General features: G+C 66.4%; 20 protein-coding genes. 8 read left to right on the top strand and 12 right to left on the bottom strand.

Annotated elements, in window-relative coordinates; translation table 11 throughout:
* The first annotated feature begins 69 nt into the window (after positions 1-69).
* Positions 70-240 carry a (2Fe-2S)-binding protein gene (locus MF610_RS13775; protein WP_242197826.1) on the top strand — a complete coding sequence of 57 codons (171 nt, stop codon included), beginning with the start codon at positions 70-72 and terminating at the stop codon, positions 238-240.
* Positions 241-343: 103 nt separating this feature from the next.
* Entirely contained in the window at positions 344-832 is a 489-nt protein-coding gene (bfr, locus tag MF610_RS13780; protein WP_242197829.1) for a bacterioferritin, read from the top strand.
* Between the two features lie 279 nt (positions 833-1,111).
* Here the strand turns inward: bfr and MF610_RS13785 are convergent, their stop codons facing one another.
* Both MF610_RS13785 and MF610_RS13790 read right to left on the bottom strand, forming a co-directional pair.
* Positions 1,112-1,519, bottom strand: a complete 408-nt coding sequence (locus MF610_RS13785; RefSeq protein WP_242197832.1) for an Hpt domain-containing protein — start codon at positions 1,517-1,519, stop codon at positions 1,112-1,114.
* A gap of 98 nt (positions 1,520-1,617) precedes the next feature.
* The gene (locus MF610_RS13790) at positions 1,618-2,880 is read right to left on the bottom strand and encodes a NupC/NupG family nucleoside CNT transporter (RefSeq protein WP_242197835.1); all 1,263 of its coding nucleotides are present in this window, start codon (positions 2,878-2,880) and stop codon (positions 1,618-1,620) included.
* A 130-nt stretch (positions 2,881-3,010) separates the two neighbouring features.
* Here MF610_RS13790 and MF610_RS13795 point away from each other — a divergent pair, with 130 nt between their 5' ends.
* The 3 genes from MF610_RS13795 (at position 3,011) to MF610_RS13805 (ending at position 5,211) form a co-directional block, all read left to right on the top strand.
* A complete protein-coding gene (locus tag MF610_RS13795; protein WP_242197838.1) occupies positions 3,011-3,667 on the top strand; it encodes a queuosine precursor transporter in 657 nt (218 codons plus the stop codon).
* Between the two features lie 283 nt (positions 3,668-3,950).
* The gene (gene argB / locus MF610_RS13800) at positions 3,951-4,847 is read left to right on the top strand and encodes an acetylglutamate kinase (protein WP_242197840.1); all 897 of its coding nucleotides are present in this window, start codon (positions 3,951-3,953) and stop codon (positions 4,845-4,847) included.
* A gap of 61 nt (positions 4,848-4,908) precedes the next feature.
* A complete protein-coding gene (locus MF610_RS13805; protein ID WP_242197844.1) occupies positions 4,909-5,211 on the top strand; it encodes a YggT family protein in 303 nt (100 codons plus the stop codon).
* A 181-nt stretch (positions 5,212-5,392) separates the two neighbouring features.
* On the opposite strand, the gene MF610_RS13810 is transcribed toward MF610_RS13805, so the two are convergent.
* The 3 genes from MF610_RS13810 to MF610_RS13820 all read right to left on the bottom strand — a co-directional run bounded on the left by MF610_RS13810 (position 5,393) and on the right by MF610_RS13820 (position 6,934).
* Positions 5,393-5,593, bottom strand: coding sequence for a helix-turn-helix transcriptional regulator (locus MF610_RS13810; RefSeq protein ID WP_242197847.1), 201 nt, complete (start codon positions 5,591-5,593; stop codon positions 5,393-5,395).
* The gene (locus tag MF610_RS13815) at positions 5,586-5,999 is read right to left on the bottom strand and encodes a hypothetical protein (RefSeq protein ID WP_242197850.1); all 414 of its coding nucleotides are present in this window, start codon (positions 5,997-5,999) and stop codon (positions 5,586-5,588) included. The genes MF610_RS13810 and MF610_RS13815 overlap by 8 nt, the downstream gene beginning before the upstream one ends.
* A gap of 65 nt (positions 6,000-6,064) precedes the next feature.
* Positions 6,065-6,934, bottom strand: coding sequence for a 3-hydroxyacyl-CoA dehydrogenase NAD-binding domain-containing protein (locus tag MF610_RS13820; RefSeq protein ID WP_242197852.1), 870 nt, complete (start codon positions 6,932-6,934; stop codon positions 6,065-6,067).
* Between the two features lie 87 nt (positions 6,935-7,021).
* Between MF610_RS13820 and MF610_RS13825 the strand changes: the two genes are divergently transcribed.
* On the top strand, positions 7,022-8,083 hold the full coding sequence (locus MF610_RS13825; RefSeq protein WP_242197855.1) for a DUF1176 domain-containing protein: 1,062 nt from the start codon (positions 7,022-7,024) through the stop codon (positions 8,081-8,083).
* 44 nt (positions 8,084-8,127) lie between these two features.
* On the opposite strand, the gene MF610_RS13830 is transcribed toward MF610_RS13825, so the two are convergent.
* Genes MF610_RS13830 through gluQRS form a run of 6 tightly spaced genes read right to left on the bottom strand, consistent with a single transcriptional unit; the run spans position 8,128 to position 12,895 of the window.
* On the bottom strand, positions 8,128-8,952 hold the full coding sequence (locus MF610_RS13830) for an endonuclease/exonuclease/phosphatase family protein (protein ID WP_242197858.1): 825 nt from the start codon (positions 8,950-8,952) through the stop codon (positions 8,128-8,130).
* Positions 8,949-9,920, bottom strand: a complete 972-nt coding sequence (egtD, locus tag MF610_RS13835) for an L-histidine N(alpha)-methyltransferase (RefSeq protein WP_242197861.1) — start codon at positions 9,918-9,920, stop codon at positions 8,949-8,951. The genes MF610_RS13830 and egtD overlap by 4 nt, the downstream gene beginning before the upstream one ends.
* Positions 9,920-11,176, bottom strand: a complete 1,257-nt coding sequence (gene egtB, locus MF610_RS13840) for an ergothioneine biosynthesis protein EgtB (RefSeq protein WP_380870564.1) — start codon at positions 11,174-11,176, stop codon at positions 9,920-9,922. Before egtB ends, egtD begins: the two co-directional genes overlap by 1 nt.
* Positions 11,177-11,187: 11 nt before the next feature.
* Positions 11,188-11,754: a cob(I)yrinic acid a,c-diamide adenosyltransferase gene (locus tag MF610_RS13845; RefSeq protein ID WP_242197867.1), complete on the bottom strand. Its 567-nt coding sequence runs from the start codon at positions 11,752-11,754 to the stop codon at positions 11,188-11,190.
* A 4-nt stretch (positions 11,755-11,758) separates the two neighbouring features.
* Positions 11,759-11,986 (bottom strand): twin transmembrane helix small protein, encoded by a 228-nt coding sequence (locus tag MF610_RS13850; protein ID WP_242197871.1) that lies wholly within the window; start codon positions 11,984-11,986, stop codon positions 11,759-11,761.
* A gap of 9 nt (positions 11,987-11,995) precedes the next feature.
* Complete coding sequence (gene gluQRS, locus MF610_RS13855) at positions 11,996-12,895, bottom strand: tRNA glutamyl-Q(34) synthetase GluQRS (RefSeq protein ID WP_242197873.1); 900 nt, start codon at positions 12,893-12,895, stop codon at positions 11,996-11,998.
* Between the two features lie 56 nt (positions 12,896-12,951).
* Here gluQRS and MF610_RS13860 point away from each other — a divergent pair, with 56 nt between their 5' ends.
* Positions 12,952-13,518: an HNH endonuclease gene (locus MF610_RS13860; protein WP_242197876.1), complete on the top strand. Its 567-nt coding sequence runs from the start codon at positions 12,952-12,954 to the stop codon at positions 13,516-13,518.
* Positions 13,518-13,952, top strand: coding sequence for a DUF3291 domain-containing protein (locus MF610_RS13865; RefSeq protein WP_242197879.1), 435 nt, complete (start codon positions 13,518-13,520; stop codon positions 13,950-13,952). The genes MF610_RS13860 and MF610_RS13865 overlap by 1 nt, the downstream gene beginning before the upstream one ends.
* Before the next feature lie 401 nt (positions 13,953-14,353).
* Here the strand turns inward: MF610_RS13865 and MF610_RS13870 are convergent, their stop codons facing one another.
* Positions 14,354-14,716, bottom strand: a complete 363-nt coding sequence (locus tag MF610_RS13870; RefSeq protein ID WP_242197881.1) for a nuclear transport factor 2 family protein — start codon at positions 14,714-14,716, stop codon at positions 14,354-14,356.
* Positions 14,717-14,756: the final 40 nt, after the last annotated feature.

A 14,756-nucleotide genomic window follows, 5' to 3' on the forward strand; every position in this document is an offset into this window, starting at 1 on the left:
ACCCGCAACAGTTCTTGCGAACGACTTTCACTACCATTATAAGCTGGCCCATCGGAGCGAGGGTCGAACATGGTCGTATGCGTCTGTAACGCCTTGAAAGAACGCGACGTGCGGGAGGCCGCACGGGGCGGCGCCAGCAGCGCCTGCCAGGCGTATCGCGCGCTGGGATGCCAGGCGAAATGCGGCCAGTGCGTGCCGTTCGCGCGAGCCATTATCGATGCGGAGCGTGCGGCTGCATAGCGTTCGCACCTGCTGAAACCCACGGATTTCCGCCATTTTTCCGCTGTCGTTACGCGGCCAAACCGCGTATGGGCCGTCCATCATCAGATGAAGGACGAACGACGTGAAGGGCGACGCAAAGGTTATCGAGTTCCTCAACGAGGCACTCCGCAACGAGCTGACCGCGGTCAATCAATACTGGCTGCACTATCGTCTGCTCGACCATTGGGGCGTCCATAAGCTCGCCCAGTTCGAACGCCACGAATCGATCGACGAGATGAAGCACGCCGACCGTCTGGCCGAGCGTATCCTGTTCCTCGACGGCCTGCCCAACTTCCAGCTGCTCGGCCGCCTGCGCGTCGGCGAGACGGTCGAAGAAGTGTTGAAGGCCGATTTGGCGATCGAGGTCGAAGCGGTGGCGCAGCTGCGCGAAGCCGTCGCCTATTGCGAAAGCATCCGCGATTTCGTCAGCCGCGACCTGTTCGCCGAGATCCTGTCGAACGAGGAAGAGCATGTCGACACGCTGGAAACCCAGTTCGAGATGATCGAGCGCATGGGCATCCAGAACTATGTCCAGCTCAACTCGGTCGCCGAACTCGACAAGCACGCCTGATCCCACCGACCGGCCGCTTCGCGCGGCCGGTCGGCAAATCGACCCTAACCAACAATATTTATCCGAGCGAATGCCGGGATCTACCGGTGGTGGCGCTCGACAGGAACCGCTCCAGCGACTTCGTCATTCCCGCGCAGGCGGGAATCCATACACGCCGACGGTTCGGCTGGAGCCGCGACGCTGGCGCATACGGACTCCCGCCTGCGCGGGAGCGACCATCGGGGCGCGGAACGGTCGTCCTGCGTCCGATCAAGCGATTGTCGAGCCGCCCCTAGAAACCTACAACGCGACGGGACGCTTGCCGAATCCCGTCGGCCGGCGGGTGGCGAGCGGGTTGGTGTCGCGGTCGAGCATCGCCAGCGTCGCGTCGAACGTCGGGCGCAGCCGCGCGACATGCTCCAGCGCCTCGGTCGGCACATCGCGCAGCTCGACGCAGCTGCGCGCGATCGTCTCGATCACTTCGGCCAGATCGGCGAGCATTTCCGCGCCGAACTGACGCGATTCGCCTTTCAGCGTGTGCGCGGGCAGCACCATCGCCGTGGCGTTCTGGTCGCGCATCGCCGCCTCGATCGCGCGGACCGACTTCACGCCGTCCTCGCGGAAATATCCCAGAATCCGGACGAAATTCGCGCCCAGTTCGGCGCGTGCCGCCGCCAGCACCCGCTGATCGATCAGTTCGTCGTTCATGCTCGCCGTCCCCGTTACTCAACCCCACGCCGCGTCCGGCGCAATCGAGCTTTTTCTAGCGTCGACGTCGTAAACAAGGCGTTTATGGCGCGCTCGGTTCAGCTCAACAGCAACCCCGCCAGCGCCGCCGACATCAGGTTGGCGAGGCTGCCCGCGACCAGCGCGCGGATGCCCAGCTTGGCGATCATCGGCCGCTGGTTGGGCGCCAGGCTGCCGGTCACCGCCATCTGGATCGCGATCGACGAGAAATTGGCGAAGCCGCACAGCGCAAAGGTGATGATCGCGATCGTCCGCGTCGACAGCTGCCCGCTCGCCTCGCCCAGCGAGATATAGGCGACGAATTCGTTCAGCACGACCTTCTGCCCGAACAGCCCGCCGGCGATCCCCGCCTCGTTCCACGGCACGTTGAGCAGGTACATGACCGGCGCGAAGACATAGCCGAGCAGCCGCTGGAAGCTGAGGTCCGCGACCCCGAACCAGTTGCCGATCCCGCCGAGCAGCCCGTTGGCCAGCGCCACCAGCGCGACGAACGCCAGCACCATCGCGCCGACCGCGACCGCCAGCTTCACGCCGGTCTGCGCACCCTGTGCCGCCGCCATGATGATGTTGGCCGGGCGTTCCTCGTCATGCGTCGCTTCGGCCAGCGCGATCGCTTCCGCCTCGCGGTCGTCGCCCAGCGGCAGTTCGCCCGCCGCCGGCTCGGGCGTGTCGGGCATGATGATCTTCGCCATCAGGATGCCGCCCGGTGCCGCCATGAAGCTGGCCGCGAGCAGGAAATCGATGCGGATGCCCATCGATGCATAAGCCGCGAGGATCGTGCCCGCGACGCCCGCCATGCCGCTGGTCATCACCGTGAACAGCTGCGCCGGGGTCAGCCCCGCCAGATAGGGGCGGATGACAAGCGGCGATTCGCTCTGGCCGACGAAGATGTTCGCGGCGGCGCACAGCGATTCGACCTTGCTGACGCCGATCACCTTTTCGATGCCGCCGCCGATCCAGCGCACCACCAGCTGCATGATCCCCAGATAATAGAGGATCGACACCAAAGACGCGAAAAAAATGATGACCGGCAGCGCGGCAATGGCAAAGCTCTGCCCGCCGATGTCCGGCCGGGCAAGCGGACCGAACAGGAACGACGTGCCCGCATTGGCATAGGCGAGCAGATTGGCGACCCCGCCCGACAGGAAGCCCAGCACGCCCTTGCCCCACGGCGTATAGAGCACCAGCACCGCGATCCCGACCTGCAACGCGAACGCCGCGCCGACGACGCGCAGCCGGATCGCCCGGCGGTTGGTCGACAATGCGACGGCAATCCCCAGAATCACGACGATGCCGGCGATGCCGATCAAAAAACGTGTCATGTAAGCACTTACCCTGCCCCGCCGCCCGCCCCGGACGGCCCAAACCGCCCCGACATGCCATGCCGGTGCCCGCGACGCCAGCGGCGACAAACGCTTTTGCCATCGGCCGATTTCGGGACTAGCAAGGGCCATGACGACCCCTTCCCCGTCGGCGCCGGCCACGATCACCATCCCCCGCGCGCTGTTCATCTTCTCGATCTTCTATGGCGGCATGGTCTGCATCGCGGGCGTGCTGGGCAACAAGCAGGTCGCGATCGGCCCCTTGGCGGTCGAAGCGGGCATCTTCGCCTTTCTGCTGCTGGTCGTGGTGTCGAGCGCGGTCGCCGAACTGTACGGCGCGGTCCGGGCCAAGCATCTGGTGTGGTTCGGGTTCCTGCCGCTGCTCGCCTCGATGCTGCTGGTCGCGATCGTCCTCGAACTGCCCGCCGCGGCCAGTATGGAGGCCGACCGGCTGGCCGCGTTCGACCTCGTGATGCGCTCCAACCTGCGCATCTGGATGGCGGGCATCGTCGCCTATGGCGTGTCGCAGACGCTGAACGTCACGATCTTCGGCTGGCTGAAGCGGGGACAGGGCAAGCTGCTGTGGCTGCGCGCCGCCATTTCCAGCGTGCTGTCGCAGATCGTCGACACGCTGATCTTCATCACCGTCGCCTTTTACGGCGTGTTCCCGATCGGACAGCTGGTCGTCGGGCAGATGCTGGCGAAGGTCACGCTGTCGATCGTCCTCGTCCCGCCGCTGATCTACGCGTTCGTCGGGTTGGGGCGGTGGCTGGACCGGGCGCGGTAAGAAGGATTCGGTTTCACGCGAAGGCGCGGAGGCGCGGAGAAGAAGTAAGAGGTTTTTCGCGCAAAGGCGCAAAGGACCCTGAGATGTTGCGTCCGCCGCGATAGCGGCTCTCCCTCACCGGCCGCCGAGAGCGAATAGGCTGCGCCGAACAGCCCGACCCAGCCCGCTCCACAACCGCTTTACGTCCTTTGCGCCTTTGCGCGAAAAATTCACTCCGCGCCGCCGCGCCTTCGCGTGAACCAGCTTCTTCCTTCCAAACCCCGACCCCGCTAAAGCGCGCGCCATGACCAACGCACCCGATCCGAAGATGCTCGCCAAGGCGGAAACGCTGACCGAGGCGCTGCCTTATCTGCAACGCTATGCCGGTCGCACTTTCGTGGTGAAATATGGCGGCCACGCGATGGGCGACCCCGAACTGGCGCGCGACTTCGCCGAGGACGTGGTGCTGCTGAAACAGGTCGGCATCAATCCCGTCGTCGTCCATGGCGGCGGTCCGCAGATCGGTGCGATGCTCAAGCGCCTTGGCGTCGAGTCGCGCTTCGTCGACGGCCTGCGCGTTACCGATGCCGCCACCGCCGAGGTCGCGGAAATGGTGCTGGCGGGCAAGATCAACAAGGAAATCGTCGCCTGGATCGCGCAGGCCGGCGGCAAGGCGGTCGGCATTTCGGGCAAGGACGCGCGCCTCGTCACCGCTGAAAAGGTCGGGCGCAGCGAGCCCGACCGGGCGCAGGGGATCGAACGCCATGTCGACCTGGGCTTTGTCGGCACGCCGGTCGCGGTCGACCCGACGATCCTCCACAGCCTCGCGCGTGACGGCTTCATCCCGGTCGTCGCGCCGGTCGCGCTGGGCGCCGATGGTGAGACCTACAACATCAACGCCGACACCATGGCCGGGTCGATCGCCGGGGCGATGGGGGCGTCGCGCTTCTTCCTGCTGACCGATGTCGCCGGCGTGCTCGACAAGACCGGCGAATTGCTGACCGATCTCGACGCAACGCGCATCGCCGAGCTGAAGGCCGACGGCACGATCAAGGGCGGCATGATTCCGAAGGTCGAGACGTGCGTGGCGGCGGTGGCGCAGGGCGTCGATGCGGCGGTGATCCTCGACGGGCGCGTACCGCACGGCATGTTGCTCGAAATCTTCACCGAACAGGGTGCGGGCACCCTCGTTCACGCCTGAGGGTTGGACGGGCGCCCTCGCGTCCCTATAGTCGAAGCGAACTCGCGAAAGGCCCGATGCGTTGAACGTCCTGCTCGATATCATTCAGGTGCTGCTGAACGTGGTGTGGTGGATCATCATCGTACAGGCGCTCCTGTCGATCCTGATCGCGTTCAACGTCATCAACACGCATAACGACTTCATCCGCTCGCTCTATCGCGGGCTTCAGACGGTGACAGAACCGATCTACCGCCCGATCCGGCGAATCCTGCCCGATTTCGGCGCGCTCGACTTCGCGCCGTTTGTGGTGCTGGTGCTGATCGGCATCCTGCAGGGCATCATCCTGCCCGCGATCTACCGCGCGACGGTGGCCACGTTCATCTAGCGGTTTGATCGACATCCAGCGGTAATCATGAATGTTCGTCATTCCCGCGCAGGCGGGAATCCATAAACGCTGACGTTTTGGCGGGATTCGCAACGCTGGCGGATATGGACTCCCGCCCGGGCGGGAGTGACGTCAGGAATGGAACAGTTGCCTTGCATAGCGAACGGCCTGCCGATCCGCCTCACCCCCGCGAGGGACTGACGAACACATCCTCGATCGCCAGTTCGAACAGCTCGGCGATGCGAAAGGCCAGCGGCAGCGAAGGGTCGTAGCGCCCCGTCTCGATCGCGTTCACGCTCTGGCGCGACACCTCCAGCCGCTCGGCCAGATGCTGCTGCGACCAGCCGCGTGCGGCACGCAGCGCACGCAGGTGGTTATCCAACCGACCGCTCCCGCGACCGCAGGATGCCGCGTACGCAGGCGGCGACGCCCTGCAAGGCAAACCACAGTGTCGCGACATAGTAATGCGCCGTGGGCGCGACGAGGCCGAACCCTTCAAGAAACCCCCACGCGGTGGTGATCGACAAGGTCGCGCCGGTGACGATCAACAGGTCGTGGACCATCTGCGCCCGGATATATTCGTCGCGCATTTCGACCAGCAATTTGCCGATCACGACGAAGACGAGCGCGATCGGTACCGCCGGCAGCACGGCGGCGACATAGGCCAACACGCCGGTCGGTGTCGCGTAGCGGAACCACAGGTTCACACCGACCAGCGTAACGCCGTACAGCGTCATCACGCTCAACAGGCGCACAGTATAGCGTTTGATTTCCGGCGATACGGGCATCGAAGCGTCCTCCACTATTGTGAAGGACGCTTTACATGACAAGCCTGCTTTACGTCAAGCGTCCTTTACCGAGTCGGCACCGGCTCCGCGCCCGAATAGTCGTAGAAGCCGCGCTTGACCTTGCGGCCATACCAACCCGCCTCGACATATTTGACCAGCAGCGGCGCGGGCCGGAACTTGGGATCGCCGGTCCCTTCGAACAGGACGCGGGTGATCTCCAGACAGGTGTCGAGCCCGATAAAATCGGCCAGCGTGAACGGCCCCATCGGGTGGTTCAGCCCCAGCTGGCACGCCGCGTCGATATCGGGGATCGTCGCCACGCCCTCACCCAGCGCGAAGCACGCTTCGTTCAGCATCGGCATCAGCACGCGGTTGACGATGAAGCCCGGCGCGTCGTTGGCATGGACGATCCGCTTGTTCAGGCTCTGCCCGAACGCCTCGACCGCCGCGACCGTCGCGTCGCTGGTGGCAAGGCCGCGGATGAGTTCGATCAGGCCCATCACGGGAACGGGATTGAAGAAGTGCACCCCCATGAAGCGCGCCGGATCGGGCGCGGCCTGCGCCAGCCGGGTGATCGGGATCGACGAGGTGTTGCTGGCGAGGATCGCGGTATCGGACAACGCCTTGCCGACGGTTTCGAAGATCTGGCGCTTGATCGCTTCCCGCTCGGTCGCCGCCTCGATCACCAGATCGCAGGGGCCCATCGCCGCCAGATCGCCGATCGGCGTGATCTGCGCCAGCGCGGCGTCGGCATCGGCCTGCGCGATCTTCTCCTTCGACACCGCGCGCGCCAGCTGCTTGGCGATACCGTCCTTGCCCGCCTGCGCCCGCTCGACCGATACGTCGGACAGCAGCACCGCATAGCCCGCCTGTGCCGATACCTGGGCGATGCCCGCCCCCATCTGGCCTGCGCCGATCACGCCAATCGTCTTCATCGTTCGTCCTCTCTACGCTGCCGTTGTACGGCTCGAACGCGGCAATAGCGGCTTTCGATCGGGCGTGCATGCCGGTATCGCACCTCCATGCGCCGTTTCCTGTCCCTCGCCCTGCCGCTGACGCTCCTCGCCTGCAACGGCGCGTCGGAGCCACCCGCACCGCAGCCCAGCGCATCGCCGACGCCTGTCACGCCGGCGACCGACACAGCGACCCCGCCCCGCCCGCTGCCGCTCACCCAATTCGGCGACTGGGCGGTCGGTTGCGACAATGGCGGCACCTGTCAGGCAGGATCGCTGATGCCGGAGGAGGGCGACGCCCCTGCGCTCACCCTGTCGATCGAACGCGGTCCCGGCCCCGACGCCCCGGTCTCGATCCGGCTGCGCAGCCAGGCGACGATCGCGTTGCCGCTGACCGCGCAGGTCGATGGCGAAGCGGTCGCGCGCGGCGGCACGCAGCAGGACGAGGCTATCGTGCTGACCGGCGCACCGGCACTGGCGCTCGCCGCGAAGCTGGCGGCGGGCAGAACCCTCACCCTGATCGATGCCAAGGGCGAGACTGTCACGACCCTGCCGCTTACTGGCGCATCGGCGGCGCTGCGCTGGATCGACGACCGGCAGGGACGCGTCGGTACCACCGGCGCGATCGTCGCTCGTGGTACCAAGCCGGACACCCGCCCCGCCCCGCCGCTGCCGATCGTCCGCGTCGCGACGATCCGGGGCGAGGCGGCGTTGCTCGACCCGCTGCTCGTCACCCGCATGCGTGAGATGGCCGAGTGCGACGACGACGACCTGCCCGACGTCACGACCAAGACGCTCGACGGCCCGCGCACGCTGGCGATCGTGCCCTGCGCGGAAGGGGCGTATAACGTCCTGTCCGCGCTGTTCGTGATCGAGCGCGGCGCGGCGGTGCCGGTCTCGTTCGATACGCCGGTCGCGGGGGATTCGGACGGTGATCTGGCCTATAACGCGACGTTCGAGGACGGCATCCTCGACACCTTCGCCAAGGGGCGCGGGCTCGGCGATTGCGGCGTGGTCCAGCGCTATGCGTGGGACGGCACGCGCTTCCGCCTGATCGAGCAGCGCGTAATGGACGAATGTCGCGGCAATCCGGACTTCATCCGGACGTGGACCGCGCAAGTGATCCGCTAAACCTGTAGTAACTGGGTAACGTCACCCCGGACTTGGTCCGGGGATCAATGCCGCAGGGTCGCCACGACCGGATAATGGTCCGAGGGAAACACATTCCCCTTGCGCCTATCGATCGTCGTCACCGACAGTGGCGTAAAGCCCCGCGTGAAAATCCAGTCGATCCGCCGGTCAGGCTTGCCGGTAAAGCCATGGAAGGTCGCTTCCGGCCCGCTACGTTGGCGCGTTGCGGTCCACGCATCGGTCAGCTCCTGCGCCAACCGCCGATGGGTCGCGCTGTCGGGCACGGTGTTGAAATCGCCGGTCACCACGACCGGCAAATCGCTGGCGATCCCCGGTATCCGCGACGCCAGCAGCGCCACGCCCTTCTCGCGCGCCGCCTCGTCCTCGGCGCGATAGGGCAGGTGCGTGTTGAACATCGCGAACCGCTTGCCGTCCCGCTCCCGAAAGATCGCCCACGTCACCATCCGTGGATAGGGATGCCCCCAGCTGATGCTGCCCGGCACTTCCGGCGTGTCCGACAGCCAGAAATTACCCCAGCGTTCGACCGTCAACCGGTCGGCGCGGTAGAAGATGCCCATATGCTCGTCATCGGCCTTGCCGGTGCCGCTGCGTCCGACCCCGATCCAGCGATAGCGTGGCAGGCGGGCGACCAGATCGTCGCCCTGTCGCTTGAACAATTCCTGCGTCCCGATGACGTCGGGATTGGCGCGTCCGACCGTCCCGGCAGTCAGGTCGCGGCGTAACTCCCACCGGTTCGCGCCGTCGCCGTCGGCGGGCAGGCGGATGTTGAGGCTCATCACGGTCAGGTCGCGCGCGGCGGCGGGCAGCGCAGCGGTCAACACGGCAATCGCAACGAAGAACCGGATCACGGGGCGATCGGCACCGGCCGCGCTTCGGCGAGGATCACGCAGAACGTGCCGTCGCCGCACCATTGCTGTACCGGGGTCCATCCGCCACAGCGCAACAGCAGCCGCGCGTCGCGGTCACCATATTTATGGCTGTTCTCGGTGTGGATCGTCTCGCCTTCACGCATCGCGAACGACCGGCCGTCCACCGTGAACTCCACGTCGCGCGTCGCGCGCAGGTGCATCTCGATCCGCGCGGCATCGTCGTTCCAGCGCGCCTCGTGCGCAAAGGCGTCCGCCGGCACCGTGCCCGACAGCTCGCGGTTGATCCGGTCGAGCAGGTTCAGGTTGAACGCCGCTGTCACCCCGGCCGCATCGTCATAGGCGGCGACCAGCGTCGCCTCGTCCTTGACCCGGTCGATCCCGATCAGCAGCATCGCGCCCTCGCCCAGCCAGTCGCGCATCGCGCGCAGCAGCGTGCCGGCGGCCAGCGGCTCCATGTTGCCGATCGTCGATCCGGGGAAAAAACCCAGCTTGGGCATGTCCGCGACCTGCGGCGGCAGCGGCACGGGGTGCATGAAATCGGCCTCGACCGGCAGCACCGGCAGGCCGGGGAACTGGCTGCTGAGCGTCGCCGCCGACGCCCGCAGGAACTCCCCCGAAATGTCGATCGGGACATAGGCGGCGGGTTCGATGCAGTTGAGCACGATCGGCGTCTTGACCGACGATCCCGACCCGAACTCGACCACTGCCACCCCGTCACCGACTGCACCGACCAGCTCGGGGCAGATCGTCCTGAGGATCGCGGTTTCGGCACGGGTCGGGTAATATTCGGGCAGGCGGGTGATATCCTCGAACAGCTCCGACCCCTTGCGGTCGTAGAACCAGCGCGCGGGGATCGCCTTTTGCGACAGCGACAGCCCGGCCAGCACATCGGCGCGGAACGCGGGATCGGTGCGGGTCGCCATCGGCACGTCGTCGCTCCTGAGCATCACAGATCCTTTGCAAGCCGGACGCCGGTGAACTGCCAGCGTTGATGGGGGTAGAAGAAGTTGCGGTAGCAGGCGCGCGAATGCCCGCGCGGCGTGGCGCAGGACGATCCGCGCAAGACGAACTGCCCGCTCATGAACTTGCCGTTATATTCGCCGACCGCGCCCTCGACGGTCCGGAAGCGCGGGTACGGCCGGTACGCGCTGCCGGTCCATTGCCACACATCACCGAAGAACGCCGGGCCACCCGCCGACGGGCGCGGTTCGACCGCATGGGCGTGGTCCAACTGGTTGCCGCCCGCCGGGTCATGGGCGGCGGCGGCGGCCTCCCATTCGAACTCGGTCGGCAGGCGAGCGCCGGCCCAGCTGGCATAGGCATCGGCCTCGAAGAAGCTGACATGCGTCACCGGCGCGGCGGGATCGATCGCGCGCCGCCCGTCCAGCCCGAAGCGGGTCCAGACGTCATCGCGGCGTTCCCAATAGAGCGGCGCATCGATCCCGTTCGCCTGCACCCATGCCCAGCCATCGGCGAGCCACAGCCGCGCATCGGCATAGCCGCCGTCTGCGATGAACGCTGCCCATTCGCCGTTGGTGACGGTGCGGTCGGCAATCGCATGGGGGTGGAGCAGCTGGTCGTGGCGCGGCCCCTCGCAATCGAACGCGAAGCCCGTTCCGCCATGGCCGACCTGCGCGATGCCGCCCGAATGCTCGATCCAGCCGATCGGCGACGGTACCGCGACCGGACGTTTCGGCTCGGGCGCGAACATCGCGGGTTCGAGCGGGTTCTCGCTGAAATGGTGGAGGATGTCGGTCAGCAGCAATTCCTGATGCTGCTCCTCATGGTTGCAGCCCAACGCCACCAGCTCCAGCGCCGCATCGCTAAGCTCGGGAAACGCCGCGACCAGCGCCGCATCGACCGCGGCACGATAGGCACGCACTTCGTCGAGGCTGGGGCGGGTGATCATCCCCCGTCGCGCACGGGCGTGGCGGCGCCCTTCGGCCTCGTAATAGCTGTTGAACAGGAACGGAAAGCGTTCGTCGTGGAGCGTATAGCCCGGCACATGATCGCGCAGGACGAAGGTTTCGAAGAACCACGTCGTATGCGCCATGTGCCATTTGACCGGCGATGCATCGTCCATCGACTGCACGGTGGCATCGGCGTCGGACAGCGGCGCGGCAAGATCGTCGGTCAGTGATCGGACGGCACGGTAGCGATGGACGAGCGCAGGATCGGACCGATCGGCCGGTGTCGCTCGCATCATGATCGCTCCTAGGGTTTCGGACGCTCCCCGCCCGGTACCCATAGAACGTCTCCGCCGGCGCTTTGGTTCACAAGTCGCGCAAAAACGAACAGAAAATCCGACAGCCGGTTGAGATAGGCCAGCAGATGCGAATTTAACGCCGCGTCATGGGACGCCGCCACCGCCGACCGCTCCGCCCGGCGCACGATCGCCCGCGCCAGATGCAACGCGGCAGCCGCCGTCGATCCACCGGGCAGGATGAAGCTGGTCAGCGGCGACAAGCCTGCATTGGCCCGGTCGATCGCCGTCTCCAGCGCGGTCACCTGTCCGGGCACGATCCGGAGCGCGCCCTCGATCGCCGGCGGCGTCGCCAGATCGGCGCCCAGGTCGAACAGGTCGTTCTGGATCGTCAGCAGCGTCGCGGTGTCCGGATGACCGCCCAGCGCGGCGATCGCCACGCCCAGCGCCGAATTGGCCTCGTCGACGTCGCCGATCGCCTGCATCACCGCGGCGTCCTTCGCCACGCGCGATCCGTCGACCAGCCCGGTCGTCCCGCCATCGCCGGTCCGGGTGTAGATTTTCGTCAGCTTTACCACGGGGTCAGGTGCGGCCGGCCATGAACAGCAGCACGACGACGATCAGGATTGCGATCGCCTGAAACAACACGCGCGCCTGCATCATCTTGTTCGATTTGATCGCATGTTCGCTCGGCCCTTCGCCGCGCACTTCGGCGGACCCCTGTGCCAGGAACGACACGATGCCGCGGATCAGCGCGACGACGACTGCGATCATCGCCGCGATCAGCAACAGGACGAGGAAAGTGTTCATGCGGTCAAGCTAGGCATTCGCCATCGTAAAGCCAATGGGTAGCGTGCCGGCACGCACCGCGTCGGCAAAGCCACACCCGTCGACACCTCTCGCGCGCAACGCCGCCAGCGTCGGCGCGCCGTTACGCTTGGCCAGCCGCTGCCCATCCGGCCCCAGCAGCAGCGCATGATGCCGCCACACCGGTACTGGTAGCGCGAGCAGCGCCTGCAACAGCCGGTGGACATGCGTCGCCGCGAACAGGTCGAGCCCGCGCACGACATGGGTCACGCCCTGCGCCGCATCGTCGACGGTCACCGCCAGATGATAGCTGGTCCCGGCATCCTTGCGTGCCAGCACCACGTCGCCCTGCGCCAGCGGATCGGCGACGACCCGCCCGGCGATCTCGTCATACCAGTCAAGCGGCCCGGCCCGCGCCACCGCCCGCGCCATGTCGATCCGCCACGCATGCGGCTCCCCCATCCGCGCCGCAGCGACATCGGCCGGGACATGCCGACATGTCCCCGGGTAAACGACGCCATCGACCCCATGCGGCGCCGACGCGCTGGCCGCCACTTCGCGCGCGATATCGGCGCGGGTGCAGAAGCACGGATAGATCAGCTCCCGCCCGCGCAACCGGTCGAGCGCGGCGGCGTAGCGCGCCATCCGCGCCGACTGGAACACGACCTCGCCGTCCCAGGCGAGGCCGAGCCAGCGCAGATCGGCGAGGATGCCCGCAACATGTTCCGGCCGGCTGCGCCCCGCATCAATGTCCTCGATCCGCAGCAGAAACCGCCCGCCGACCCGCCGCGCGCGGTCGTGCGATTCGATCGCCGCCAGCGCGTGGCCGGCATGCAGCCCGCCCGTCGGGCTCGGTGCGAAACGGGTGACGACCGCGCCGGTTTGACTTTCGACATTGCCCCGTGCTGTCATGTCCGCGTCATCGTTGCCGATCATATCGGCGGCGACGTTTACGCGAGGGGGACTTCATGTACCATCCCGATCGCCTCCGCCATCCCGATGGCTGTCCCGCGCTGGTGCTCAACGCGGACTATACGCCGTTGAGCTATTACCCGCTCAGCGTCTGGCCATGGCAGACAGCGGTTAAGGCCGTGTTTCTCGACCGGGTCGACATCGTCGACCAATATGACCGCGAAGTGTGCAGCCCGACCGCACGCATCAAACTGCCGTCGGTGATCGCGCTCAAGCAATATGTGCGGCCGTCGGAATTCCCGGCGTTCACCCGTTTCAACTTGTTCCTGCGCGACCGGTTCAGCTGCCAATATTGCGGCGCGACGCACGATTTGACCTTCGATCACGTCATCCCCCGCGCACAGGGCGGCCGTACGACGTGGGAGAATGTCGCCACCGCCTGCGCCCCGTGCAACCTGCGCAAGGGTGGCCGGACGCCCAAACAGGCGGCGATGCCGCTTCACGTTCAGCCGATCCGCCCGACCAGCTGGCAGCTGCAGGAACAGGGGCGCCGCTTCCCGCCCCACCATTTGCACGAAACGTGGCACGACTGGCTGTACTGGGACGTCGAGCTGGAGGCCTGATGCCGTTCGTCAGCATCACCCGGCTACGCATCCGCGCGGTACGCTTCCTGCCCGCGTTCCTGATCGATACGTTGTCGAGCGCGCGGCAGGTCAAGCGGGCCGACGGCTATCTCGGCGGACGGATGCTGGCCGATCGGCGGCGGACCTATTGGACGATGACGCTGTGGGACGATGCCGCGACGATGCGCGCATACATGACCACCGGGCCGCACCGCCGGGCGATGCCAAAGCTGCTGCGGTGGTGCGATCAGGCGAGCATCGCCCACTGGACACAGGACGACACCACCCTGCCTACATGGGAAGAGGCCGACCGTCGAATGCGCGACGAAGGCCGGGTGTCGAAGGTGCATCATCCGGCCGTAGGGCATGATCCGATGACGTTCGATCCGCCGCGGACGACCAGCGGGGTCATGTTGACGGCGGTGGGGCGGTAGGGGCGGATCGACCTTCGAACGTCACCCACGCGATCGTTGTCGTCTGGAGCAAAACGCCTGCCTTCCCGTCACCCCGGACTTGATCCGGGGTCCCGCTTCCTACTGCGGTCGGAAGGAAGAAGCGGGACCACGGATCAAGTCCGGGATGACGATGGGATCGACCCGAAGGTGCCATTCAGCCTCATCGAACCAGAACGTCATCCCAGCGAAGGCTGGGATCTCCCGGTTACAGCACGGGGCAAGAGCCGCTCGAGGCCCCAGCCTGCGCTGGGGCGACGTATCCGCCCCCCCAGTCGTCCCCGCGCAGGCGGGGACCGATACACGCAACGGCGACGACTCGTTCGCAAACGTCAGCGGCAATGGATTCTCGCCTGCGCGGGAATGACGACGCCAAGCGCTGCTCACCCGCCCTTCGACGTCAGCGGCGGCGTCTGCTGATGCTGCACGACCGTCCAAACCTCATGCTCGATCCAGCGATAGGTCGAAGTACAATACGCAACGTACGCCTCGCCACCCTTGTGCGCCTCCGCCTTGTACGCGACGACGATCAGCCCTTCCTGCGGTCGCGCGACCTGGCGTTCGGTCAACGACACCTGTTCCCAGCGCGGCGTGTCCTTGACCGCGTCGATCGCCTGACGGCCGGTGAACACGAACGGCGGGCTCGGCAGCACCATCAGGCATTCGTCGTCGACCGATTCCTCGTAATGGGCCGCGTCAGCGGTCCACAGGCTTTCCTCGAAGTTCCAGATGCGATCGTCGTCCACGGCGATTCTCCCAAACATTACCGGCCCCTAGCGTTCGGTG

This window comes from Sphingomonas hankookensis (genome assembly GCF_022664465.1).
GTDB lineage: Bacteria > Pseudomonadota > Alphaproteobacteria > Sphingomonadales > Sphingomonadaceae > Sphingomonas > Sphingomonas hankookensis.

Bases quoted from the DNA above. Each gene is read 5' to 3' on its own strand.
- MF610_RS13775 (WP_242197826.1), top strand. From the start codon at position 70: ATGGTCGTATGCGTCTGTAACGCCTTGAAAGAACGCGACGTGCGGGAG.
- MF610_RS13785 (WP_242197832.1), bottom strand. From the start codon at position 1,519: ATGAACGACGAACTGATCGATCAGCGGGTGCTGGCGGCGGCACGCGCC.
- MF610_RS13790 (WP_242197835.1), bottom strand. From the start codon at position 2,880: ATGACACGTTTTTTGATCGGCATCGCCGGCATCGTCGTGATTCTGGGG.
- MF610_RS13795 (WP_242197838.1), top strand. From the start codon at position 3,011: ATGACGACCCCTTCCCCGTCGGCGCCGGCCACGATCACCATCCCCCGC.
- argB (WP_242197840.1), top strand. From the start codon at position 3,951: ATGACCAACGCACCCGATCCGAAGATGCTCGCCAAGGCGGAAACGCTG.
- MF610_RS13815 (WP_242197850.1), bottom strand. From the start codon at position 5,999: ATGCCCGTATCGCCGGAAATCAAACGCTATACTGTGCGCCTGTTGAGC.
- MF610_RS13820 (WP_242197852.1), bottom strand. From the start codon at position 6,934: ATGAAGACGATTGGCGTGATCGGCGCAGGCCAGATGGGGGCGGGCATC.
- MF610_RS13825 (WP_242197855.1), top strand. From the start codon at position 7,022: ATGCGCCGTTTCCTGTCCCTCGCCCTGCCGCTGACGCTCCTCGCCTGC.
- egtD (WP_242197861.1), bottom strand. From the start codon at position 9,920: ATGCTCAGGAGCGACGACGTGCCGATGGCGACCCGCACCGATCCCGCG.
- egtB (WP_380870564.1), bottom strand. From the start codon at position 11,176: ATGCGAGCGACACCGGCCGATCGGTCCGATCCTGCGCTCGTCCATCGC.
- MF610_RS13850 (WP_242197871.1), bottom strand. From the start codon at position 11,986: ATGAACACTTTCCTCGTCCTGTTGCTGATCGCGGCGATGATCGCAGTC.
- gluQRS (WP_242197873.1), bottom strand. From the start codon at position 12,895: ATGACAGCACGGGGCAATGTCGAAAGTCAAACCGGCGCGGTCGTCACC.
- MF610_RS13860 (WP_242197876.1), top strand. From the start codon at position 12,952: ATGTACCATCCCGATCGCCTCCGCCATCCCGATGGCTGTCCCGCGCTG.
- MF610_RS13865 (WP_242197879.1), top strand. From the start codon at position 13,518: ATGCCGTTCGTCAGCATCACCCGGCTACGCATCCGCGCGGTACGCTTC.